General features: G+C 70.6%; 25 protein-coding genes. 13 read left to right on the plus strand and 12 right to left on the minus strand.

The window, feature by feature from the left end; all coding sequences use genetic code 11:
• Positions 1–26 precede the first annotated feature (26 nt).
• Complete coding sequence (locus Q0Z83_RS15435) at positions 27–521, minus strand: GyrI-like domain-containing protein (RefSeq protein WP_317794609.1); 495 nt, start codon at positions 519–521, stop codon at positions 27–29.
• Positions 522–1,515: 994 nt separating this feature from the next.
• On the opposite strand from Q0Z83_RS15435, the gene Q0Z83_RS15440 reads away from it, so the two are divergent.
• The 5 genes from Q0Z83_RS15440 to Q0Z83_RS15460 all read left to right on the plus strand — a co-directional run bounded on the left by Q0Z83_RS15440 (position 1,516) and on the right by Q0Z83_RS15460 (position 5,315).
• Positions 1,516–2,463: a tyrosine-type recombinase/integrase gene (locus Q0Z83_RS15440; protein WP_317797084.1), complete on the plus strand. Its 948-nt coding sequence runs from the start codon at positions 1,516–1,518 to the stop codon at positions 2,461–2,463.
• 26 nt (positions 2,464–2,489) lie between these two features.
• Complete coding sequence (locus Q0Z83_RS15445) at positions 2,490–2,639, plus strand: hypothetical protein (protein WP_317794610.1); 150 nt, start codon at positions 2,490–2,492, stop codon at positions 2,637–2,639.
• A gap of 161 nt (positions 2,640–2,800) precedes the next feature.
• On the plus strand, positions 2,801–3,844 hold the full coding sequence (locus tag Q0Z83_RS15450) for a hypothetical protein (protein ID WP_317794611.1): 1,044 nt from the start codon (positions 2,801–2,803) through the stop codon (positions 3,842–3,844).
• Between the two features lie 35 nt (positions 3,845–3,879).
• Complete coding sequence (locus Q0Z83_RS15455; protein WP_317794612.1) at positions 3,880–4,656, plus strand: aminoglycoside N(3)-acetyltransferase; 777 nt, start codon at positions 3,880–3,882, stop codon at positions 4,654–4,656.
• A 26-nt stretch (positions 4,657–4,682) separates the two neighbouring features.
• Positions 4,683–5,315 (plus strand): class I SAM-dependent DNA methyltransferase, encoded by a 633-nt coding sequence (locus tag Q0Z83_RS15460; RefSeq protein ID WP_317794613.1) that lies wholly within the window; start codon positions 4,683–4,685, stop codon positions 5,313–5,315.
• Positions 5,316–5,372: 57 nt separating this feature from the next.
• Here Q0Z83_RS15460 and Q0Z83_RS15465 read toward each other — a convergent pair whose 3' ends face one another.
• A complete protein-coding gene (locus Q0Z83_RS15465; protein ID WP_317794614.1) occupies positions 5,373–5,795 on the minus strand; it encodes an organic hydroperoxide resistance protein in 423 nt (140 codons plus the stop codon).
• The gene (locus tag Q0Z83_RS15470) at positions 5,792–6,244 is read right to left on the minus strand and encodes a MarR family winged helix-turn-helix transcriptional regulator (RefSeq protein ID WP_317794615.1); all 453 of its coding nucleotides are present in this window, start codon (positions 6,242–6,244) and stop codon (positions 5,792–5,794) included. The genes Q0Z83_RS15465 and Q0Z83_RS15470 overlap by 4 nt, the downstream gene beginning before the upstream one ends.
• A 79-nt stretch (positions 6,245–6,323) precedes the next feature.
• On the opposite strand from Q0Z83_RS15470, the gene Q0Z83_RS15475 reads away from it, so the two are divergent.
• Complete coding sequence (locus Q0Z83_RS15475; RefSeq protein WP_317794616.1) at positions 6,324–6,830, plus strand: GNAT family N-acetyltransferase; 507 nt, start codon at positions 6,324–6,326, stop codon at positions 6,828–6,830.
• Positions 6,831–6,836: 6 nt separating this feature from the next.
• Here Q0Z83_RS15475 and Q0Z83_RS15480 read toward each other — a convergent pair whose 3' ends face one another.
• From Q0Z83_RS15480 to Q0Z83_RS15510, 7 genes are all read right to left on the minus strand, one after another.
• Complete coding sequence (locus tag Q0Z83_RS15480; RefSeq protein ID WP_317794617.1) at positions 6,837–7,703, minus strand: sigma-70 family RNA polymerase sigma factor; 867 nt, start codon at positions 7,701–7,703, stop codon at positions 6,837–6,839.
• Positions 7,704–7,822: 119 nt separating this feature from the next.
• Entirely contained in the window at positions 7,823–8,518 is a 696-nt protein-coding gene (locus tag Q0Z83_RS15485) for a Clp protease N-terminal domain-containing protein (RefSeq protein ID WP_317794618.1), read from the minus strand.
• A 38-nt stretch (positions 8,519–8,556) separates the two neighbouring features.
• Positions 8,557–8,910, minus strand: coding sequence for a DUF6204 family protein (locus Q0Z83_RS15490; RefSeq protein WP_317794619.1), 354 nt, complete (start codon positions 8,908–8,910; stop codon positions 8,557–8,559).
• Between the two features lie 22 nt (positions 8,911–8,932).
• Positions 8,933–9,754 (minus strand): sugar nucleotide-binding protein, encoded by an 822-nt coding sequence (locus tag Q0Z83_RS15495; RefSeq protein ID WP_317794620.1) that lies wholly within the window; start codon positions 9,752–9,754, stop codon positions 8,933–8,935.
• Positions 9,751–10,443, minus strand: coding sequence for a hypothetical protein (locus Q0Z83_RS15500; protein ID WP_317794621.1), 693 nt, complete (start codon positions 10,441–10,443; stop codon positions 9,751–9,753). The genes Q0Z83_RS15495 and Q0Z83_RS15500 overlap by 4 nt, the downstream gene beginning before the upstream one ends.
• Complete coding sequence (locus Q0Z83_RS15505; RefSeq protein ID WP_317794622.1) at positions 10,440–11,306, minus strand: ATP-binding cassette domain-containing protein; 867 nt, start codon at positions 11,304–11,306, stop codon at positions 10,440–10,442. The genes Q0Z83_RS15500 and Q0Z83_RS15505 overlap by 4 nt, the downstream gene beginning before the upstream one ends.
• Positions 11,303–11,671, minus strand: a complete 369-nt coding sequence (locus Q0Z83_RS15510) for a GntR family transcriptional regulator (RefSeq protein ID WP_317794623.1) — start codon at positions 11,669–11,671, stop codon at positions 11,303–11,305. Before Q0Z83_RS15510 ends, Q0Z83_RS15505 begins: the two co-directional genes overlap by 4 nt.
• A 90-nt stretch (positions 11,672–11,761) precedes the next feature.
• Here Q0Z83_RS15510 and Q0Z83_RS15515 point away from each other — a divergent pair, with 90 nt between their 5' ends.
• Together Q0Z83_RS15515 and Q0Z83_RS15520 are read left to right on the plus strand one after the other, a co-directional pair.
• On the plus strand, positions 11,762–13,351 hold the full coding sequence (locus Q0Z83_RS15515; RefSeq protein WP_317794624.1) for a methyl-accepting chemotaxis protein: 1,590 nt from the start codon (positions 11,762–11,764) through the stop codon (positions 13,349–13,351).
• Between the two features lie 306 nt (positions 13,352–13,657).
• On the plus strand, positions 13,658–14,170 hold the full coding sequence (locus tag Q0Z83_RS15520) for a GNAT family N-acetyltransferase (protein ID WP_317794625.1): 513 nt from the start codon (positions 13,658–13,660) through the stop codon (positions 14,168–14,170).
• A gap of 67 nt (positions 14,171–14,237) precedes the next feature.
• On the opposite strand, the gene Q0Z83_RS15525 is transcribed toward Q0Z83_RS15520, so the two are convergent.
• Positions 14,238–15,131 (minus strand): LLM class flavin-dependent oxidoreductase, encoded by an 894-nt coding sequence (locus tag Q0Z83_RS15525; protein ID WP_317794626.1) that lies wholly within the window; start codon positions 15,129–15,131, stop codon positions 14,238–14,240.
• Between the two features lie 49 nt (positions 15,132–15,180).
• Here Q0Z83_RS15525 and Q0Z83_RS15530 point away from each other — a divergent pair, with 49 nt between their 5' ends.
• From Q0Z83_RS15530 to Q0Z83_RS15550, 5 genes are read left to right on the plus strand one after another with little or no spacing between them, the layout of a single operon-like run.
• Complete coding sequence (locus Q0Z83_RS15530; RefSeq protein ID WP_317794627.1) at positions 15,181–16,035, plus strand: hypothetical protein; 855 nt, start codon at positions 15,181–15,183, stop codon at positions 16,033–16,035.
• Positions 16,032–16,607 (plus strand): DUF4129 domain-containing protein, encoded by a 576-nt coding sequence (locus Q0Z83_RS15535; protein ID WP_317794628.1) that lies wholly within the window; start codon positions 16,032–16,034, stop codon positions 16,605–16,607. Before Q0Z83_RS15530 ends, Q0Z83_RS15535 begins: the two co-directional genes overlap by 4 nt.
• Positions 16,604–17,914, plus strand: coding sequence for a DUF4350 domain-containing protein (locus tag Q0Z83_RS15540; protein ID WP_317794629.1), 1,311 nt, complete (start codon positions 16,604–16,606; stop codon positions 17,912–17,914). The genes Q0Z83_RS15535 and Q0Z83_RS15540 overlap by 4 nt, the downstream gene beginning before the upstream one ends.
• Positions 17,911–18,873 (plus strand): AAA family ATPase, encoded by a 963-nt coding sequence (locus Q0Z83_RS15545; protein WP_317794630.1) that lies wholly within the window; start codon positions 17,911–17,913, stop codon positions 18,871–18,873. The genes Q0Z83_RS15540 and Q0Z83_RS15545 overlap by 4 nt, the downstream gene beginning before the upstream one ends.
• Positions 18,873–20,189, plus strand: a complete 1,317-nt coding sequence (locus tag Q0Z83_RS15550) for a DUF58 domain-containing protein (RefSeq protein WP_317794631.1) — start codon at positions 18,873–18,875, stop codon at positions 20,187–20,189. Before Q0Z83_RS15545 ends, Q0Z83_RS15550 begins: the two co-directional genes overlap by 1 nt.
• Here the strand turns inward: Q0Z83_RS15550 and Q0Z83_RS15555 are convergent.
• On the minus strand, positions 20,156–21,115 hold the full coding sequence (locus Q0Z83_RS15555; RefSeq protein ID WP_317794632.1) for a stage II sporulation protein M: 960 nt from the start codon (positions 21,113–21,115) through the stop codon (positions 20,156–20,158). The genes Q0Z83_RS15550 and Q0Z83_RS15555 overlap by 34 nt on opposite strands.
• Positions 21,116–21,134 lie beyond the last annotated feature (19 nt).

A 21,134-nucleotide genomic window follows, 5' to 3' on the forward strand; every position in this document is an offset into this window, starting at 1 on the left:
ACGCGCCCGAGGGGGAGTGGCGACCATCAGCCGCCGGCCAACCGGATCGCCAACTCGACCCGCCACCGCGTCCTCATCCGCTCCACACGCGGATCAGTCAGATACGCCTCATAACGACACCCGAACGCGTCACCGCCCGGACCCGCCACCACATCGAACGCCAAACCCTCGGCCCGAACCCAATCGATCAGCATCCCGTTGGCCCGCCGACCATGATCGACATAGGTCATGGCCGCATACCGGCCGGACGGCAGAACCCCCAGCCGAACCCGCCCGCCACCCACCACCGGCTCCTCGACGACCGCACCCACCTCGACGTCCATGTCACCGGCCATGTCCACCACATGAAGACGGAAGAACACCGGCCCGAAATCGACACCCCACACGTCGAGCCGCCCGAACAACTCCGCCATCAACGCGTCGCGCACCGCGAACATCCCACGAAACGGCGTGACGACCCGGATCCCCGCCGTCGCCCGCTCAGGCTTCTCCACCACAGCCGGACCCTCGACGACCTCCACCACAGCCTCCCGCCACCCGACTCCTGTAGCGCCTCACTATGCCCGCACACCGCCGACGCCGCGGTGCGGGCGAAACCGACCCACCGGGGGAGCGCCGATGATCAAGGCCGGTGCCGTCGTGAGAAAATCGCCGTCCGGCGGCACGCCTCGAATCGGCGATACCAGCGCCTCGACCCGGTGGGGTGGTGGTCGAGCCGTCGTGGACCCGCGTTTAACGCCGCAGCGACACGTCGTCGTGGGCGCCGCCGCGGCTCGCGGAAACGACGGCACTCGCCGGTTTCCGCACACGACGGCTCTGGGGGAACTTCAGCGGCCGTCGTCGGCCTGGCCCACGCCCTCCCCAGCACCCGATATTTCTCAGGTCGATAATGAGCATTATGTCAACCAACGCTCGAGAGGGACCTCCCCGCCCGCCTCACCCAGCGCGGACAAGACACGTTCACAGCAGCTCGTCGAGTCGGGCGTGGTCTGCGCCGACGACGCGTGCAGCGTCGTCGGGCTCCGGCGGGTGATGCGGCCAGAGAACTCATCAAGGTCTGGTCGGTTCGCCGGCGGTGATCGGTGTTCTCCCGAAGGCCCGGCGCCGACGAGTTGACAGGCCGGACGGGTCGACGGCACCGCGTTGCTGAGCCTGATCGGATGGATCAGCGGCGCGGCATCGCTGATTTCGGGCTCGGTCAGCGGCGCCGCCGCACGCCGCGAGCCGGTTCTCGGCGCGACGAGGCTCCCCGAGCCCGTCGAGCTGTCGACCCGGTTGAACGTGCGGCTGCGGGCCGTGGAGTCCTCAGGGCCGGGACGGGTGACCCCTGCCCCGCTCGCGGTTCGCCGGGGCCGGCTGCGGCTGGAAGGTCGGCGGCGTTTTCTCAGCGCGGTGTGCTTGGTGTGGTCGTCGGTTCGGCGGGTGGAATCGGACGAGAGGTTCATTACGGGCATGAGCGTTATTGATCATGCGCAGACCAGGACGAACGTCCCAAAGTCGTGCATAATATGCCTTATGCAGCATGTGTCGATGGCTGAGTTGATCGACGAGTTCTTGGCGGCCCGGGCCACGCGTAAACCCTCGGTGCACACGCTTTCGGCGTACCGCAGGGATTTGCATCTGGTGTTGCGGCTCGCCGAGCCCGCCCCGGTGACGGTGAGTGACCTCTCCCCTCGCGTCTTGCGGGGGGCCTTTGCCCGTTTTGCGGCGACGCGCTCCCCCGCGAGTGTCTCCCGGGCCTGGTCGTCGTGGAATGCGTTCTTCACGTTTCTGGTCACTGAGCAGGTGATTCCGGGCAATCCGATGTCGGCGGTGGACAAACCGCGCACGACGGCGCTGGTGCCGAAGCCGTTGCGGGGTGAGGACACGCCCGAGTTGTTGTTGCGGGCGGTGAGTACGGCGGATGACTCGCAGCGTGATCCGTGGCCGGAGCGGGATGTGGTGGTGCTGGCGCTGGCGTTGTGTGCGGGTCTGCGGTTGTCGGAGATGTTGGCGTTGCGGGTGGGTTCGGTCAGTGGGCGTGCGGGTGAGCGTCGGGTCGAGGTGGCCGGTAAGGGTGGGCGGCCGCGGATGGTGCCGATCGAGCCGGGGCTGGATGCGGCGGTGGGGCGTTATCTGGACAGCCGGCGGGTGCGGTTCGGGCGGGTCGGTGCGACCGCTCCCCTGCTGGTGGATCGGCGTGGGGCGGCGTTGCAGCGGGGTGGTCTGCAGTATCTGGTGCGGTCGTGTTATCGGCGGGCGGGTGTCGGGGATCGGGTGCCGCGGGGGGCGCAGTTGCATGCGTTGCGGCATACGTTCGCGACGCGGTTGGCGGAGGACGGGGCGAACGCGTCGGAGATCATGCGGTTGTTGGGGCATGCGTCGTTGGCGACGTCGCAGTCGTATATCGAGGTGACGGCGGAGCAGCAGCGTGCGGCGGTTCAGGCGAATAGGACTAATCGGGTGCTGAGTGAGCTGGGGTGACATCGGGTCTGCCAGAATCCGGGGTTATGAGTGAGGAGAAGTTCAGTCGGCGGTCGCTGTTCGGGCGGGTGCTGCTGGTGGCCGGTGGGGTGGCGACGTTGACGACGTTGACCGGATGCCCGGGTGGCGACCAGGACGACGATGACGATGACGATGGTGGAGACGACGACGATTGAATGCGTTTTTCGGTACGGATGACGGCCACTCCCCTGCTGTGGGGGTGGCCGTTCGTCGTCGGGGGTGACTTTGGTCTATCCGTGGGGGCTGCCGGGCTGACTTTGGTCATCGACTTTCGGCGACTGTCGGGCCGGTGGTGGGGCCGGGCAGGCTGGTCGGTATGCGGGTGTTGGCGTTGTGGGTGCTGGCGACGTGGTGTGCCGAGTGCGTGTGGGGTGGGTTCACGGTCGTCGACTATCCGGTGGTGTTGCTGTTTCTGGGGCCGCTGTATGGGAGTGTCGCGGTCCTGATCCGGGAGGTGGCGCGGCGGCGTGGTGGTGGTTGGCCGGTGATGGTGTCGCTGGCGGTGGCGTTCGGGTTGGTGCAGGCCGGGTTGGTGGATCAGAGTCTGTTCGATCGGGCGGCCCTGGAGGGCACGGAGTTCGCGGAGGAGTCGCGGGCGGCCGGGGCGACGTGGGTGGCGTGGCCGGGGTTCAGTGCTGAACAGTTGTTCGAGTTCGTGCGGAACCATGTGTGGTGGAGCGTGTGTGCGCCGATCGCGGTGGTGGAGGCGTGGGCCGGGCCGGTGGTGCGTCGGGAGCCGTGGTTGTCGCGGCGGGGTGTGGTCGGGCTGGTGGTGCTGTATCTGGTGGCGAGTCTGGTGAATTGGTCGGATTCGGGTCGGGTGGTGACGGCGGCGCAGGTGGCCGTGGTGGTGGTCGTCGTGGTGGTCCTGGTGGCGGTGGCGTTGTGGGCGTCTCCCCCGGCGGGTTCGAGGCGTGCGGGTTCGGGTCCTGCCGTTGCGGCGGCTGCGGTCGGTTCGGTAGCGGCGGGTTCGGAGGGGGCGGGTTCGAGAGGGCCGTCGGGGGTGCCGGCGCTGGTGCTGGGTGGGTCGGTGCTGGTGGTCGAGGTGGGTTCGTGGTTCGCCGGTGGGGGTTGGTCGGGGCTGGGGTTGCGGGTGGCCGGGGCGGTGCTGGTGGCGGTGGTGGCGGTGCGGTGGGCGCGGTCGCAGCGGCAGGTGCTGGCGGTGTGGGGTGCCGGGTTGGTGGTGGCGGCGGCGGGTGCGTTCCTGGCGCCGCCCTATGTGGCGGCGGCGTCGTGGTTGATGGTGGTCAGTGATGTGTTCGGGCTGGTGTTGGTGGGTGTGCTGCTGGTGGTGGCGTGGCGGCGGTCGCGGGTTATCGGGGCGACAGGGGGCGGGGCTGTCGGGATACTGGCGCGGTGAATCAGGAGACTCCCCCTCAGGCTGTTCCGCATACCGTGAGTTCGTTGGCTGCTGATCTTCGGCGGTTGGGGCTGGCGGCCGGTGATGTGGTGCTGGTGCATTCGGCGTTGCGGTCGGTGGGGTTCGTGGCGGGGCATGTGCAGTCGGTGGTGTTGGCGTTGTTGGAGGTGTTGGGTCCGGCGGGGACGTTGGTGGTGCCGACGCACACGAATTACAACTCGGATCCGGCGGGGTGGAGTAATCCGCCGGTGCCGGAGTCGTGGTGGTCGGTGATCCGGGAGGAGAATCCGGGGTTCGATCGGGTGTTGTCGCCGAGCCGGTGGGTGGGTGTGCTGCCGGAGAGTGTGCGGACGTGGCCGGGTGCGGTGCGTAGTGGGCATCCGCAGGTGTCGTTCGCGGCGGTGGGTGCGCGGGCGGCGGAGGTCGTGGCGTCGCATCCGGTGGAGGACGAGTTGGGTGACGGGTCGCCGTTGGGGGCGGTGTATCGGTTGGACGGCAAGGTGTTGTTGATCGGGTGTGGGCATGCCAACAACACGTCGATGCATCTGTCGGAGACGCGGCAGCCGGAGCCGAAGTTGGAGGAGAACGGTGCGGCGGTGCGGGATGCGGATGGTTCGGTGCGGTGGGTGACGTGGTCGGCGCCGGCTAGTGACTCGTCGGATTTCGCGGAGATCGGTGTGGCGTTCGATGCGGTGGGGCCGGTGTCGGTGGGTTTGGTGGGTGGGGCGAGTTCGCGGTTGATGTCGCAGCGGGCGGTGGTGGATTTCGCGACCGGGTGGATCCGGGAGAACCGGGTGGCGTCGGCGGGCTGAGGTGTGCGGGGGCTAGGGTGCGGCGCATGCGTGTTCCCGATTGGATCGACGACACTCGCAGTTCGTACGACACGGTGGCTGTGAGTTATGCGGACATGTTGCGCGGCAGGTTGGCCGAGGAGCCGTTTCAGCGCGGGATTCTGGGGTTGTTCGTCGAGCTGGTGCGTGGTCGTGGGCCGGTGGCCGATGTGGGGTGTGGGCCGGGGCGGATCACCGGGTTTCTGGCCGAGGCGGGTCTGGACGTGTTCGGGGTGGATCTGTCGCCGGGGATGGTGGCGGTGGCGCGGCGGGATTTTCCGGGGTTGCGGTTCGAGGTGGGTTCGATGACCGGGCTGCAGGTGGCGGATGGGTCGTTGGGTGGGGTGTTGGCGTGGTTCTCGTTGATTCATGTGCCGGATGAGGCGGTGCCGGGGGTGCTGGCGGAGTTTCGGCGGGTGCTGGCGCCGGGTGGGGTGGTGATGATCGGGTTTCATGCCGGGGAGGGTGTGCGGCACAAGACCGAGGGTTATGGCGGTCATCGGATGAATGTGCTGGTGCATCTGCGGTCGGCGGCGCGGGTGGCGGGTTGGTTGGCCGAGGCGGGTTTCACGGTGGAGGGTGAGTTGGTGCATCGTCCGGATCCGAGGACCGAGGGTGCGTTCGTGTTCGCGCACCGGTAGCAGACGGCGAAAGGCCGGGCCGCGGTGATGCGCGGTCCGGCCTTTCGTGTGTGCGGGTCAGGCGAGGTTGAGGGTGACCTCGACGTTGCCGCGGGTGGCGTTGGAGTAGGGGCACACCTGGTGGGCGGCGTCGAGGACGGTTTTGGCGGTGGTTTCGTCGAGGCCGGGCAGTTCGGCTTCGATGGTGACGTTGAGGCCGAAGCCGGTGCCGGAGGGCAGGGGGCCGATGCCGACGTCGACGGTGATGGCGGTGTCTTCGAGGGTGATCTTCTGGGCGGAGGCGACGCGTTTGAGGGCGCTGTGGAAGCAGGCGGCGTAGCCGGCGGCGAAGAGTTGTTCGGGGTTGGTGAGGGCTCCGCCGGCGCCGCCGAGTTCCTTGGGGATGGCGAGGTCGAAGTCGAGGACGCCGTCGCTGGAGCGGACGTGGCCGTTGCGGCCGTCGCCGGTGGCGGTGGCTGAGGCGGTGTAGAGGGTGCTCATGCGGTGGTTCCTCCGGGAGGGGTTGGTGCTGGGCCGCTGTTGGCGCGGTGCAGCAGGGTGTGGAGTTGGTGGAGTTCGTCGGTGGTGAGGCCGGTGGCGCAGGCGAGGGCGTGGGAGAGGTCGCCGATGTCGGTCTGGAGGCGGGTGCCGGTCTCGGTGGGGTGGATCCAGACGGTGCGTTCGTCGTGGGTGGCGCGTTCGCGTCGGATGTGGCCCTGGGTTTCGAGGCGTTTGAGCAGGGGGCTGAGGGTGCCGGAGTCGAGGCGCAGGGTGCGTCCGAGGTCACGGATCGTGGTGGGTCCGTCGTGCCAGAGGATGCGCATGACGAGGTATTGGGGGTAGGTGAGGCCGTGGGGGTCGAGGTGTGGCCGGTAGAGCGAGGTCATCGCCCGGCTGGCCGCATAGAGCTGGAAGCAGATCATCCGGTCGAGGGCGGTGCTCTCTCGCATGACCGGAACAGTAGTGCCCAATTCAATTGTGCACAACTGATTGGTGCCGCAGGTCACCACGTTGTGTGATCATGCGGCCATGGCGTCCATCCGCTTCGTGAAGCTCTCCCCCGCCACTCTGGCCGCGCTGCTCGCCGGTGACCTCGACGCCGCGAGCGCCGCCGCGGGGCATCCGCTGAGCCCGTTCCTGATCGAGGAGAACTGGCTGTGGGAGATCCGGCTCGACGACATCAGGCGTGATCCGCGGGCCGCGGACTGGATCGCGGCGGCGGTCGTCGCCGAACCCGAAGGGGTGGTCGTCGGTCACGGCGGGTTCCACGGGCCACCCGACGGTGACGGGGTGGTCGAGGTCGCGTACACGGTCGCGCCGGAGCACCGGCTGCGCGGCTACGCCACGGCGATGCTGCAACAGCTGCTGGCCCGCGCCGACGGTGACCCGAGGGTCACCGCGGTACGGGCCAGCATCCGGCCGGACAACATCGGTTCGAAGAAGGTGATCGCCGGTTTCGGGTTCCGCAAGGTCGGCGAGCAGTGGGATCCCGAGGACGGGCTGGAGGACGTCTACCTGCGTACCGCCGCCGGGTGAGGAAGGTCAGGCGGCGGCGGCCAGCCGCTGGCCGTGCACGTCGGTCACCGACAGTCGGGTGCTCATGGTGGACCGGGCGGCGATCTGCGCGGCGTAGGCCGCCCGCCGCCGGGCCACGCAGCCGTCCTTGGCGGTCGGCGACTTCTTCTGCTCCATGTGGGTGTTGAGGCCGTCGCGCAGCAGGGCCAGGGCCTCGGTGCGCAGCTGCGACACCCGCGACTCGGTGACGCCGAGTTCGGCGGCGACCTCCGACAGCGGCCGCTCCTGCAGGAACGACGCCTCCACCACGTAGCGCAGGCGCTCCGGCAGGACACCGACGGCGTCGTGCAGGTAGCCGAGGCGCTCGCGGTGCAGCAGCATCTCCTCGGGGTTCAGCGACGACTCGGTGACCATGTCCTCGGCGGTGCCGGCGGCGAAGCCCTGCAGCGACAGCACGGCGGCGCGCTGGACGTCGTCGTCGACGCTGGACAGCTCGCCGACCGCGACACCGAGCAGCTCGGCCAGCTCCTCCGGGGTCGGGGTGCGCCCGAGCCGGCGGGTCAGCTCCTCGCGGGCCACGTCGGCGCGGCGGGCGCGGGCCCGGACCGAGCGGCTGGCCCAGTCCATGCTGCGCAGCTCGTCGAGCAGGGCGCCGCGGACCCGTACGGCCGCGAACCGGCCGAACGGGATCCCGCGCTCCGGATCATAGGCTTGGGCGGCGGTCACCAGCGCGGCGTAGCCGGCCGACGCGAGGTCGTCGCGGTGCACGTGCGGCGGCACCTTGAACAGCATCTCGCGGACCATGTGACCGACCAGCGCCATGTTGTCGCGGATCAGGTCCTCCTGGGCCCGGCTGACAACGGCAGGAGTGGCGGCCTGAAGCTGAGCGGTCATTTCGATTCCCCCTGTGTCGGCTGACCGGCTGGCAGGGGGAACTTTTCGCGGCTACGGGTGCAACCGGTGGGCACTCTCGGTTGCCGCTTGGTTGCACCGAGAATTTTCCCTCAAGTGCGTCAGGCGGCCGGCGGGGCTTCGAGGGGGCCCTCCTGGGGGCCGGTCAGCACGGTCTGCTCGACGCCGGCCTTGTGCAGGTCGAGCGGGCCGCCCTCGGGTTCCTGCTCCTCCAGCAGGGCGAGCAGGACGTGGCCGGTGCCGACCCGGTCGTGGCCCAGCCGCAGCGCCTCGCGGAAGGACAGCTCCAGGGCTTTGCGGGCGTGGGCGTCGAACGGGATCAGCGGGGCCGGCTCGGCGTCGCCGGGCGCGGCGGTGACGGCGGTGCGGATCTCGTCGAGGGTGCGGCCCTGGGCCGCCACGGCCCGGGCGGCGAGTCCGTCGGCCTGGTCGAGCAGGCCGAGCACGAGGTGGCCGGGGCTGATCTCGGGGTGGCGCAGGCGGGCGGCGTGCGCCATCGAGGCGACGACGGCGGCGCGGGCGAGGTCGGAGTAGCGGCTGAAGCCCTGGGAGGCGTCCTGTTTGGCGGCGGGCACGAACCGTTTCTGGGCGGCCTGTTTGGTGACGCCCATGCTGCGGCCGATGTCGGTCCAGGAGGCGCCGGAGCGGCGGGCCTGGTCGACGAAGTGGCCGACGAGGTGGTCGGCGAGCTCGCCGAGGTGGTCGGAGAGGGCGACGGCGCCGGCGACCCGGTCGAGGGGGCTGTCGGGGTGCCCGGCGGTGACGGCGTGGATGAGGTCGTCGAGTCGAACAGTCATGCCGTCAACTCTAGGTTGACGGCATGACTATCGTCAACTCAGAGTTGACGCTTGCGGCCGGCTTTCCCCAGCGGCACCTCGGACAGGTCGACGGTCTGCGAGGTGATGCGCTTGAAGCCGTACCCCCGCTCGGTCATCCAGGCCGCGGCCTTGGCCTCGGCCCGCGCCGTCACCTTCGGCACCTCCCGCTCGTCGTCGACCTGCTCGGCGAACCGGAAACAGAAGAACGGCCGCGCCGCCAGGTCATAGGTCAGATGCCCGCCCTCGGTGTACTGCACCGCGAGGATGTCGGCATGCTCGGCGCCGGCGGCGATCAGCTGCGCCTTCTGCTGCTCGGACAGGTTGTCGAAAGACCCGCGAACGGTGACACGGATCGTACGGCTCGTGCTCATCGCGCCAGTATCTTGCCCACACTCACGCCGGGCGAACGAATTCCCTGGCCCCCCGCAACCGCGTCGACAGCAGCTTCTGCGCCCGCGTGGTCACCAGCCGCAGGTCGGGCGGCCGCGACAGGCCCGACGCGGCCAGACTGGTGGCCGGGATCAACGCCGGATCCAGCCCGTCACGCCGGGCCACCAGCACCCCCAACTCGTAACGGCTGATCGCGTCGGCGCCGGCCACGTTGAGCACCCCGGCATGATCGCCCGCGGCCAACTCCAGCAGCGCGTCGGCCAGGTCGTCGACGTGCACCGGCTTACGCACCTCGTCGGTGAACAGCGCACCGGTCACCCGACCGGCGATCAGGTCATGGGTGAGGACCTCGTGCGCGCCCCGACCGTCACCCAGGATCAGCGAGGTACGCACGATCGCCGCGCCCGGGTCGATCGCCCGCACCGCGGTCTCGGCCGCCGCCTTCGCCGCCCCGTAGGCGTACACCGGATCGGGTGACGCGTCCTCGTCGTACTCCCCCGACCGGCCGGAGAAGATCGCGTCACTGGACACGTGCACCAGACGGATCCCGGCCGCGGCCAGCGCCACGTGCGCCGCCCCGTCGGCGGTGGCCGGCCAGTCGCCGCGATCCCGGCCCGCCGCGGTGTGCACGATCGCGTCCGGGCGCACCGCGGCGACCACCCGCCGCACGTCACCCGGATCACGGATGTCCAGCCGCACCGTGGCCGTCGGCGTGCTCGCCGACAGATGGGTGCCGACCGCGTCCCAGCCCGCGGCCGCGGCCCGGGCCATCACCCGCCGGCCCAGCGAACCGCTGCCACCGGTGACGAGCAGACGTCCGATCATGCCGACACCCTAGTTCGCAGCGACACGTCGCGGACGCTGAGCCACAGCAGCGCCACGCCGCCCGCCACCGCGGCCGCGGTCACCGCGAGCAGACCCGCCGCCCCGGACACCGGCAGCCGGGCGAACGACAGATCGAAGAACCCGGTCATCGTCCCGCCGAACGCCAGCACCGCCGCGGCCGGCAGCAGCACCAGCACCCCACCGGACTCCCACCGGTAGAAACCGGTCGCCGTGAACGCCCCGGCCACCAGGCACGACATCAGCATGCACAGGTACGCCACGAAGATCAGCGGATAGTCGCCGGCCTCGAAGATCCGCTGATCCTGCAGGTGGCGGGTCCAGCCGACCACCCGATACAGGGCCGCCTCACCCGCGTACACCACGGTGATCAGAGCGGCCAGCACGATCGCGGTCAGCAGCTGGAACACCGGATACTGGGCGGCGAACTCGCGACGGCTGCGGCCGTGCGACACCACCGTGGACAGCAGCGTGGCCGCGCCGTAGCCGTAACCGACGGCCAGCCAGAACACCACCTGCCCGGCGATGTCCACCGCCGACAACGTGACCGGCCGGAACAGCCCGAACACCGGCACCACCAGTACGGTCAGCAGATAACCGGCGGCCAGGAACAGAAACAGGAACACCAGGTGCTCCGAGGACAGGAAACGCAGGATCGGCCAACGGCTCACACGGCACCTCCGGTCAGATGGATGAACAGGTCCTGCAACGCCACCGGGCCCAGCTGCAACCCGTACCGGTCGGCCAGCGCCCGCCGCTCGTCGTCGAGGCCACCGAACACGGTCACCTCCTTGGTCGGGCCCAACCGGCGCTGCGCCAGCACGGTCAACCCGAACACGAAATCGTCGACCACCTGCTGCGGGCCGGTCACCGACACCCCCCGCGCGCGCAGCTCGTCGACGTCGGCGCGTAGCAGCAGCCGGCCCTCGTGCAGGATCAGGACCTGCTCGAACAGCGGGCTCTGCTCCTCGATCAGATGCGTCGACAGGATCACCGTCCGCGGACGGTCCAGGTAGTCGCGCAGCAGCTCGTCGTGGAACAGCTGCCGGCTCGGCGCGTCCAGACCCAGATGCGCCTCGTCGAACATGGTCAGATCGGCCCGCGAGGCCAGGCCCACCACGATCCCGAACGCCGAGCGCTGCCCCCGCGACAGCGTGCGCAGGGTCTTCCTGCGGGGCAGCGCGAACTTCTCCATCAGCTCGGCGGCATAGGCGGTGTCGAAGCCGGGACGCAGGATCGCGGCCATCGCCAGGTTGTCGCGCAGCGTGTCGGTGGGATCGCCGGGGACCCCGTCGTCACGGATCAGGCAGATCCGGGTGGTGGCCCGCACGTCGTCGAACACCGGCACGCCGGCCAGTTCGACCGTACCGCCGGAGGGTCTGCGGAATCCGGCCAGCGTGGACAGCAGGGTCGTCTTGCCGGCGCCGTTGCGGCCCAACAGGCCGTAGATGCGCCCGGCGGGCAGGTCCAGATCGAGGGGATGCAGGGCGGTGGTGTCGCCGAACCGGACCTGCAGGGCACTGGTGGTGATCATCGGCTGTCTCCCGGGATGAGCTGATGAAGGCGGGCCACGATGTCGGCGACCGGGACGCCCAGCGCGCGGGCCTCGGCGGCCATCGGCTCGAGCACCTCGGCGAAGAACCGCTCCCGCCGCGTCGAACGGATCTGCTCGCGCGCACCGGCGTGCACGAACATGCCCACCCCGCGGCGCTTGTAGATCACGCCCTCGTCGACCAGCTGCTGGAAGGCCTTCGCGGCGGTCGCCGGGTTGATGCGGTAGTAGGCGGCGTACTGATTGGTCGACATCACCTGGTCGTCGGCGCCCAGCACCCCGCGCAGCACGTCGTCCTTGATCTGGTCGGCGATCTGCCGGTAGATCGGGCTCCGGTCGTCGAACATCGCCCCGACTCCCCTGGTTCATTAGTCAACCAACTAACCATAGAACATGGGGGCGATTAATGTCCGCCCCGAACGTGCCGATTAAGGGGCATGAAGAACTTGACCATCGGAATGCGGCTGGGTGCCGGTTTCGGCGCCGTTGTGCTCGCCATGGTCGCGCTGGTGGTCATCGGCGTGTTCCAGGTGAACAAGATCAACGACGAGCTCAGCGTCATCAACGACCAGAACGCCGTCAAACAGCGCTACGCCATCAACTTCCGCGGCAGCGTCCACGACCGGGCCATCGCCGCTCGCGACCTGGTCACCGCCAAGACCGACGCCGGAGTCACCGCGGCCACCGACACGATCGCCGAGCTCGCCGCCAAGTACGCCGAGTCCGAGACGAAGATGAACAAGATCTTCGAGAACGACAGCCTGGTCAGCGCCGACGAGAAGAAGGCCTACGACGGCATCAACAAGATCCAGGCGGTCGTCAACCCGATGGTCGACGAGATCATCACACTGCGCACCGCCGGCCAGACGGCCCAGGCCGACGCCGTGTTGGAGACGGCCAAGCCGGAATTCTCCAAATGGCTGGCTGCGATCAACGTCCTGATCGACCTCGAAGAATCGATGAACCAGGGCGAGACCGCCACCGCCCGCAGCATCGCCGACAACTTCAAGATCCTGATGATCGTGCTGCTGGCCGCCGCCATCGCACTCGCCGCCGGCATCGCCTGGTGGGTCACCCGCACCATCACCCGCCCCCTCGGCCAGGCCGTCGACGTGCTCGCCGCCGTCGCCGACGGCGACCTCACCAAACGCCTCGACGTGCACTCCGCCGACGAGGTCGGCCGGATGAGCACCTCGATGAACGCCGCCCTGGAATCCATCGGCACCGCCCTGAGCAGCATCGCCGCCGGCACCGACACCCTGTCGACGGCCAGCGAGCACATGGGCCGGCTGACCACCCGACTCGCCGACGGCGCCAAGGAATCCTCCCGCCAGGCCGACATCGTCGCCGCCTCCGCCGACGAGGTGTCCCGCAACGTGCACACCGTCGCCGCCGGCAGCGAAGAGATGGGCGCCTCCATCCGGGAGATCTCCACCAGCGCCGCCGAAGCCGCCACCGTCGCCTCCCGCGCGGTCGCCGCCGTACAGACCACCACCGCCAGCGTCTCGCGCCTCGGCGAATCCAGCCGCGAGATCGGCGACGTCGTCAAAGCGATCACCAGCATCGCCGAACAGACCAACCTGCTCGCCCTCAACGCCACCATCGAAGCCGCCCGCGCCGGCGAGATGGGCAAGGGCTTCGCCGTCGTCGCCGGCGAGGTCAAGGACCTGGCCCAGGAGACCGCCCGCGCCACCGAGGACATCGCCCGCCGCGTCCAGGCCATCCAGGCCGACACCGCCGGCGCCGTGCACGCCATCACCGAGGTCGCCGAGGTCATCGAACAGATCAACGACTACCAGACCACCATCGCCTCCGCGGTCGAGGAACAGACCGCCACCACCCAGGAGATCAACCGCAGCGTCGGCGAGGCCGCCGGCGGCTCCAGCACCATCGCCGCCAACATCGGCACCGTGGCCACCGTCGCCCGCGACACCACCGAACTGGTCCACGAGTCCCAGCAGGCCGTCGGCGAACTCGGCCAGGTCACCGGCGAACTGAAGGCGCTGGTGTCGCGCTTCCGCTTCTGAGCAGACCGACGCCGCCGGGCCCGGCATCGAGGGGGCGGCCCGGCGGCGCATCAACGCCCGCCCCGCCGTCTGGGCCACTCGACAGCTGTAAACCCTCATGCCGTACGGCCACCCGCAGCACCGTGGCCGTCCCCGCGACGCAGGCGACCCGGCACGGTCGCCACGCGCCTTTCCGGCGGCAGACGAACCGTCGCCGACGACCCCTCGACAGCACCGGCCGGGCCACGCGACCGGCATGTTAGCGTCGCCCTGGCCGGCGGATGTGCACCTCGTGCCGGGACCGCCCACACCGCCGAACGGGACACGATGACGACCTGGACCACCCGCCCCGAAACCCCCGCGGACATCCCGGCGATCCACGCCATCGTCGCGGCCGCGTTCCCCACCGCCGACGAAGCCCACCTGGTCGACGCCCTACGCACCGACCCGGACGCCTGGATCGACGGACTGTCCATGCTCGCCGTCGACCCCGACGGCACCCCGACCGGACACGCCCTGCTCACCCGCTGCCACATCGACGGCGAACCGGCCCTGGCCCTGGCCCCGTGCGCGGTCCGGCCCACCGCCCAGCGCACCGGAGCCGGCAGCGCCGCCATCCGCGCCGTCCTGGCCGCCGCCCGCACCCGCGACCAGGAGAACCTGGTGGTGGTCCTCGGGCACGCCGACTACTACCCGCGATTCGGTTTCACCCGAGCCTCCGGCCTCGGCGTCCAAGCCCCCATCGAGGTCCCCGACGAAGCCCTGATGGCCCTCAACCTCGACCCGGCCCGACCGACGCCCACCGGAACGATCCGCTGGGCCGCCGCCTTCGGCATCTGACACCCACCGCCTCAGCCCCGTGGCCGGCCCGCCGGAAGGCCACGGGACCGTGCGTAGCCGTACCGCATCAAGGTTTGACGATCGAGAGAATCGTGTCGAGGGCCTTCAACTTGTCGGCGCCCGTGCCGAGCAACCCATCCGGGATGATCAACTCGTCGAGGCCCAGCTCACGGTAACCCTCCACGGTCGCGGCGATCGCCGCGACGGACCCGCCGAACACCGGCGCCGAAAGATCCGTCGGGACCGGACCGTCGACCACGACCAGCGCCTGCGCCGTACGTTTGACCGCCTTCGGGTCACGGCCCACCGTCGCGCAATGACCGTCCAACACCGCCGACTTGTGGGCGATCACCTCGGGCAGACCCCACGCGTTCCACTCGTCGGCGTACTCGGCCACCACCTTCAGCATCCGCTTCTCGCCCTTGGCGCCGATCAGGATCGGCAACGGGTCCTGCACCGGCTTCGGATCACAGGTCGCCCCGGTCAGCTGATAATGCTCACCCTGGAAATCGGTCACCGGAGTACGCAACAGCCCACGCATCACCTGCAACGCCTCCACGAACCGGTCCAGCAGCCGCTTCACCGGCGGCAGCTCGATGCCGTACTGGACATGCTCGTTGACCTGCCAGCCCGCACCCACCCCCAGCACGAACCGGCCGCCGGTGATGTGGTCGACGGTCGCCGCCATGTTGGCCACCACCGCCGGATGCCGGTACGTGTTGCCGTACACCAGCGTGCCGATGCGCACCCGCGGCACCGCCGCACCCAACGCCGCCACCAGCGAACCCGCCTCCAGCACCGGCAACTGCGGACGCTGCTGCACCGGCTCGTTGGCCATGAAGTGATCAGCGATCCACACCCCGTCCCAGCCGGTGGCGGCCGCATGCGCGGCGACATCGAGGATTTCCGAGTACGGCTGGGCGGCGCTGGGCCAGATCGAGAGTCGCATGCCGGCAACCATGCCAGACCGGACGCAGGCCCCGATGCCCGGTTAACCTAGGATGCCCGCCATGCGGGTGGACGGGGAGACGGGGATCATCCCCCTGCGGGCGATGACCGCGGGCGAGATCCTGGACGCGGCGGTGGCGCTACTACGCCGACACGCCGCGCCGCTGCTCACCCTGGCCCTGACGCTGGCCGCCGTCGAGCAGCTGATGCTGTCGCGGCTGCGCACGTTCGCCGCCCTCGACCCGCCGCTCTACTACTGGCGGATCAACTCCGAGGACATCGACTGGGTGCCGGTGGTGGCCGCCGGGCTGGCCAGTGAGGCGTTCATCATCGCGATGCTCGGCGCGGTCGCCGGAGCCGCCGCCGGCCCGGCCCTGCTCGGGCGCCGCCTCCGCAACCGGGAGCTGTTCGCCCGGGCCCGGCCGCTACCGGCGCTGCTGCTCGCCGTCACCCTGGCCGCACTCACCTTCGGCGCGACGGTCGCCGGATTCCTCGGTGTGATCTTCGTCTACGGGCTGGCCGGCCTGGCGACCGTGGTGCTGACCGTGGACCGCACCGCCAACCCGTTCACCGCGATGGGCCGCGCGATCGGCCGCTGCACCCGCAACGGCATGCGCGGGGCGTTCCTGCGACTGCTGGGCTACGCGGTGTGGCTGGCGATCCGGCTGGCCCTCGGCAGCGGCTGGGTCATCGCCGCGAGCACGGTCACCTCGGTCGCCGGCTGGACATGGTGGCTCGACTGGGCCGTCCCGATCGCCTGGGCGATGGCCAACGCCGTCGCCTACGCCGCCCTGGCCTGCCTGGACGCGGTGCTGCTGCTGGAGATCCGGGTCCGCACCGAAGGCCTCGACATCTCCGTCAACCGGGCCCGCAGCCTCGGCAGGGACCCGGCGACCGCGCTGGTGGTGCGCCGATGAGAGGCTACGACGACTTCGTCGGCGACATCTTCGCCACCGTGCCACCGGCCGTGCTGCTACTGGCACTGCTCGTGCTCACCGCCCTGATCGCCGCCGGCTGGTACTGGTATCCGGCGTGGATCCCCCGCCGGTGGCCCCGACTGCGGCTGCGGCTGCCCCGGTTCAGCCTGCCCAAGCTGCGCCGCCGCAGGAAACCCCGGCACGGCACCGAGCCGGCCACCCGCCCCACCCGCCGCACCAAGACGGACAAGACACCCACCGCGGCGCGCGGTTCGCTCGCCGACCGGCTCGCCGCCGAAGGCCGCTACGCCGAAGCCATCCGCGAACGGCTCCGCGACACCGTCGCCGACCTGACCCGCGCCGGACTGATCACCCCCGAACCCGGCGACACCGCCAACGAACTGGCCACCGCGGCCGGCACCGGCCGCCCCGCCGTCAGCCCCGCCCTCGACGGCGCCACCGGCCTGTTCTCCGACATCTGGTACGGCCGGCGCCCCGCCGGGCCACCCGAGGACGAACGGATGCGTCACCTGACCGCCGAGATCCGTGACGGCCTCGGAGGCCCGCGATGAGACGCTGGATGCGCGCCGCGATCCCGTTCGCCGTCCTGACCACCCTGATCAGCGGCACCCTGATCGTGCACGCCGTCGAGACACCCGACGACGACGACCCGGCCTACCTGAACCCGCAGCAGGTCCAGGGCATCAGCGGCGGCACCCTGGCCGAACGGCTCCGCGCCCGCGGCATCACCGTCGCCCGCGCCGTCAGCACCGAGGAGGCCGTCGACCTGCTCCGCGACGACCCGGTCACCGTCTTCGTCGCCACCCCCGACCTGGCCGACCTGACCGGCCTGCGCAACCTGCCGGCCGGCAGCCACCTGGTCGCGGTCAACCCGTCCGCGTCGGCCCTGCTGCGCAGCGGCTGGCCCGCCGAGGTCAGCCGCACCTACTGGAACACCGGCGTCGCCGACCCGATCTGCGGCGACCAGATCGCCGTCGCCGCCGGGCCCGCCGCCGTCCGCAAGACCGAATACGTCGTCACCCGCGGCGGGGTCTGCTACAACGGCGCGCTCGCCACGTTCCCGGTCAACCGGTACACCGTCACCGTGGTCGGCTCACCCGACCCGTTCCGTGACGACCGGATCGCCGAACACGGCAACGCCGCCCTCGCCGTCGGCCTGCTCGCCCAGCACGAGCAGGTCATCTGGCTCGACGTGCACGAACGCGACCGGCCGACCCCGACGACCCCGCCCACCCGGGTCACCGACGAGCCGCAAGGGTTCACCCCCACGCCCGGCGGCACCGAGTCCTACGAGCCGTGGGAGAACGGCGAAGGCGGACCCGGCGGCCCCGGCGGCGAAGGCGACCGGCCGGGAGACGGCCAAGGCCAAGCCGACGGCAACGGGCAGGGCCAGGGCCAGGGGCAGGGCGGCCCGTCCGACGACCCGCTGCTGCAGAGCCTGCCGCCGGCCCTGCTGGCCACCCTGCTCCTGCTCGCGCTGATCCTGATCGCCCTGGCCGCCGCCGCGGCCCGCCGCCTGGGCACCCCGGTCGCCGAACCCCTGCCGTCCCGAGTCCCGGCCAACGAGACCATGCTCGGCCACGCCCGCCTCTACCAGCGCGCCCGCGCCCGTGAGGCGTCCCTGGACATCCTGCGCACCAACGCCCGCCGCCGACTCACCACCCACCTCGGGCTCCCCCCGGACGCCGACAGCGAACAGATCGCCGCCCACGCCGGCCTGCCGGTCCGCTACGTTCGCGACATCCTCGACGGCGACGCCCCGGACAGCAACGCCGACCTGGTCGAGGCCGCCACCCTGCTGCAACGCCTGGTCCGCGACGTCACCACCCCACCGCCCGTTGAAGGAGAGCAGTCGTGACAACCGATTCCCACCAGGCCCGCGAAGCACTGGGCCGGCTGCGCGCCGAGGTCGGCAAAGCCGTCGTCGGCCAGGACGCGGTCGTCGGCGGGGTGCTTGTCGCGTTGCTCTGCGGCGGCCACGTCCTGCTCGAAGGTGTCCCCGGCGTCGCCAAGACCCTGCTCATCCGCGCCCTGTCGACCGCCCTCGACCTGGACACCAAACGGGTCCAGTTCACCCCCGACCTGATGCCCGGCGACGTCACCGGCTCACTGATCTACGACGCGCACAGCGCCGCGTTCAACTTCCGGGCCGGGCCGGTGTTCACCAACCTGCTACTCGCCGACGAGATCAACCGGACCCCACCGAAAACCCAGGCCGCCCTCCTGGAAGCCATGGAGGAACGCCAGGTCACCGTCGACGGCAGCCCCCGCCCACTGCCCCAGCCGTTCCTGGTCGCCGCCACCCAGAACCCGATCGAATACGAGGGCACCTACCCACTGCCCGAAGCCCAACTCGACCGGTTCCTGCTGAAACTGTCGGTCCCGCTGCCGCAACGCGACGAGGAACTCAACATCCTGCGCGCCCACCACCACGGCTTCGACCCGCGCGACCTCAAATCGGTCGGGATCACCCCGGTCGCCGGGCCCGCCGACCTGATCTCCGGCCGGTACGCCGTACAACGCGTCGCCGTCGCCGAACCGGTCCTGGCCTACATCGTCGACCTGTGCCGGGCCACCCGCACCGCCCCGGCCCTGGAACTCGGCGCATCCCCCCGCGGCGCGACCGCCCTACTGGCCGTCTCCAAGGCCAACGCGTGGCTGCACGGCCGCGACTACGTACTGCCCGACGACGTCAAGGCGTTCACCGTACCCACCCTGCGACACCGGGTCCGGCTGCGCGCCGACGCCGAACTCGACGGCGCCACCGTCGAAGGCGTACTGGCCGCGGTCCTGGCCGCCGTGCCCGCCCCCCGCTGATGATCACCCGCCGGTTCGCGGTCCTGCTCGCCCTGGGACTGCCGTTCACCGCCCTCACCCCGCAACCGTGGTACGCGCTGGCCGCGATCCTCACCGGTGGGCTACTTCTGGCCGGGCTGGACGCGGGCATGGCCGGCTCCCTGGCCGGGCTGCGGCTACGCCGCGACGGCGACCGCACCGTCTGGCTCGGCGGCAGCGCCCGGGTCATCCTCACCGTCGCCAACACCGGACACCGGACGGTACGGCTACACCTGCGCGACAGCTGGGTCCCGTCCGCCGGAGCCGGGCCACTGTCGCACACCGCCGTGCTCCGCGAGGGCAGCGAACACTCGGTCACCACCACCCTGACCCCGACCCGGCACGGCGACCGCCCCGCCGTCCGGGTCACCCTGCGCTCGGCCGGCCCCCTCGGACTGGCCTACCGCCAACGCCGCCGCACCTGGAACGAACGCCAGACCCCCGCCTGGTCACTACGGGTGCTCCCACGGTTCCCGTCCCGGCGGGTGCTGCCGGAGAAACTGGCCCGCCTGCGCGTCGTCGACGGCAGCGTGGTCACCCGCGGCCGTGGCCACGGCACCGAATTCGACGCCCTGCGCGAATACGTGATCGGCGACGACGTCCGCTCGATCGACTGGCGGGCCAGCGCCCGCGCCCACGACGTGGTGGTCCGCACCTGGCGCCCGGAACGCGACAGGCGCGTCGTCTGCGTCCTGGACACCGGCCGCACCTCGGCCGCCCTGATCGGCGACGCCCCCCGCCTGGACGCCTCGATCGACGCCGCCCTGCTGCTGTCGGTGCTGGCCACCCGCGCCGACGACCGGGTCGACCTGCTCGCCCTCGACGCCAAGGTACGCATCCGGGTCGAGGGCGGCGGCCACCGCAGCAAACTGACCCGCCTCATCGACGCCATGGCCTCCCTGCACCCGGAACTCGCCGAAACCGACTTCACCCTGCTCGGCCAGGAGATGCTGCGCCGCGACCGCAAACGCACGCTGCTGGTGATCTTCACCGCGCTGGACACCGCCCCGATGATCGCCGGGCTGCTGCCGCTGCTACCGAAACTCACCGCCCGACACAAGGTGATCGTCGCCGCCGTCCGCGACCCGCTGGTCAGCCGGCTGGCCGAACTACCCGACCAACCCGGCCCGGCCGACGTGCACCGGGCCGCCGCCGCCCAGCGGGTGCTGGCCGACCGGGACCGGGTCCGCGACGTGCTCGCCCACTCCGGGGCCACCGTCGTCGACGCCGACGCCGACACGTTCGCCGGCCAGGTCGCCGACGTCTACCTGCTGCTGAAAGCCTCCGGGCGGCTCTGACGACGGCCCCAGAGCAGGGCGTAGCCGAGGAACAGCAGCCACAGCAGGCCACCGAACCCGACCCGCAGCGCCGCCGGCAACGGCGACGGCGTCACGTAGGCCTCCAACACGCCCGAGACCAGCAGGATGAACACCAGCCCGACCGCGACGATCATGCCCTCCCGCGCCCAGTGCACCAGCGACTCCCGGCGGGTCATCAACGGCCCCGGCGCGATCCACGACCAGCCGATCCGCAGCCCCACCCCGCCACCGATGAAGATCGCGGTCAGCTCCAGGAAACCGTGCGGGGCGATGTAGGTCAGATAGACGTCGCCGGCCCCGGCGTCGAACATCGCCGCACCCATCATCGCGATACTGATCAGGTTGGTGGCCAGCAGATAGAACACCGGCAGGATCAGCACCCCGGACGCCAGGCACTGGGCGGCCAGCATCGCGTTGTTGACCCAGACCGCGCTGAAGAACGTCGCGGCCCGATACTCGCTGTAGTAGCCGACGAAGTTCTCCACCAGCAGCGCCTCATCCGGATGCGCCCCGAACCACGCCTCCAGCACCGCCGGATACCGCTGCACGTACTCGATCAGCCCCCACGCCGCACCGACCATCACCACCATCACGGTCAGCCACCACCACCGCGTGCGATACAGCGCCGCCGGCAGCCGCACGGCGAAGAACGCGGCGACCGGCCGCCACGACATCCGCTCACTGCGGTTGATCGCCGCCCGCCCGGCCAACACCAACCGCGACAGATCGGCCAGCACCACCGCGTCCGGGGTCCGGCTACGCACGATCGACAGATGCGTCGCGGCCCGCTGATACAGCAGCACCATCTCGTCGACCTCGGCCGGATTCAGCTTGCGCCGACCGACCAGCACCTCCAGCCGGCGCCACTCACCACCGTGCTCGGCCACGTACGCATCGAGATCCACCCTCGCAGAGTAGAGGGCC

This window comes from Actinoplanes sichuanensis (genome assembly GCF_033097365.1).
In the GTDB taxonomy this organism is placed as follows: Bacteria; Actinomycetota; Actinomycetes; order Mycobacteriales; family Micromonosporaceae; genus Actinoplanes; species Actinoplanes sichuanensis.

What these genes read in the sequence shown, in the direction of transcription:
- Q0Z83_RS15480 (WP_317794617.1), bottom strand. Translation starts at nt 7,703, where the DNA reads ATGACCGCTCAGCTTCAGGCCGCCACTCCTGCCGTTGTCAGCCGGGCC.
- Q0Z83_RS15535 (WP_317794628.1), top strand. Translation starts at nt 16,032, where the DNA reads ATGAGAGGCTACGACGACTTCGTCGGCGACATCTTCGCCACCGTGCCA.
- Q0Z83_RS15540 (WP_317794629.1), top strand. Translation starts at nt 16,604, where the DNA reads ATGAGACGCTGGATGCGCGCCGCGATCCCGTTCGCCGTCCTGACCACC.
- Q0Z83_RS15520 (WP_317794625.1), top strand. Translation starts at nt 13,658, where the DNA reads ATGACGACCTGGACCACCCGCCCCGAAACCCCCGCGGACATCCCGGCG.
- Q0Z83_RS15475 (WP_317794616.1), top strand. Translation starts at nt 6,324, where the DNA reads ATGGCGTCCATCCGCTTCGTGAAGCTCTCCCCCGCCACTCTGGCCGCG.
- Q0Z83_RS15460 (WP_317794613.1), top strand. Translation starts at nt 4,683, where the DNA reads ATGCGTGTTCCCGATTGGATCGACGACACTCGCAGTTCGTACGACACG.
- Q0Z83_RS15490 (WP_317794619.1), bottom strand. Translation starts at nt 8,910, where the DNA reads ATGAGCACGAGCCGTACGATCCGTGTCACCGTTCGCGGGTCTTTCGAC.
- Q0Z83_RS15450 (WP_317794611.1), top strand. Translation starts at nt 2,801, where the DNA reads ATGCGGGTGTTGGCGTTGTGGGTGCTGGCGACGTGGTGTGCCGAGTGC.
- Q0Z83_RS15470 (WP_317794615.1), bottom strand. Translation starts at nt 6,244, where the DNA reads ATGCGAGAGAGCACCGCCCTCGACCGGATGATCTGCTTCCAGCTCTAT.
- Q0Z83_RS15550 (WP_317794631.1), top strand. Translation starts at nt 18,873, where the DNA reads ATGATCACCCGCCGGTTCGCGGTCCTGCTCGCCCTGGGACTGCCGTTC.
- Q0Z83_RS15515 (WP_317794624.1), top strand. Translation starts at nt 11,762, where the DNA reads ATGAAGAACTTGACCATCGGAATGCGGCTGGGTGCCGGTTTCGGCGCC.
- Q0Z83_RS15465 (WP_317794614.1), bottom strand. Translation starts at nt 5,795, where the DNA reads ATGAGCACCCTCTACACCGCCTCAGCCACCGCCACCGGCGACGGCCGC.
- Q0Z83_RS15530 (WP_317794627.1), top strand. Translation starts at nt 15,181, where the DNA reads ATGCGGGTGGACGGGGAGACGGGGATCATCCCCCTGCGGGCGATGACC.
- Q0Z83_RS15510 (WP_317794623.1), bottom strand. Translation starts at nt 11,671, where the DNA reads ATGTTCGACGACCGGAGCCCGATCTACCGGCAGATCGCCGACCAGATC.
- Q0Z83_RS15495 (WP_317794620.1), bottom strand. Translation starts at nt 9,754, where the DNA reads ATGATCGGACGTCTGCTCGTCACCGGTGGCAGCGGTTCGCTGGGCCGG.
- Q0Z83_RS15505 (WP_317794622.1), bottom strand. Translation starts at nt 11,306, where the DNA reads ATGATCACCACCAGTGCCCTGCAGGTCCGGTTCGGCGACACCACCGCC.
- Q0Z83_RS15485 (WP_317794618.1), bottom strand. Translation starts at nt 8,518, where the DNA reads ATGACTGTTCGACTCGACGACCTCATCCACGCCGTCACCGCCGGGCAC.
- Q0Z83_RS15440 (WP_317797084.1), top strand. Translation starts at nt 1,516, where the DNA reads ATGCAGCATGTGTCGATGGCTGAGTTGATCGACGAGTTCTTGGCGGCC.
- Q0Z83_RS15445 (WP_317794610.1), top strand. Translation starts at nt 2,490, where the DNA reads ATGAGTGAGGAGAAGTTCAGTCGGCGGTCGCTGTTCGGGCGGGTGCTG.
- Q0Z83_RS15525 (WP_317794626.1), bottom strand. Translation starts at nt 15,131, where the DNA reads ATGGTTGCCGGCATGCGACTCTCGATCTGGCCCAGCGCCGCCCAGCCG.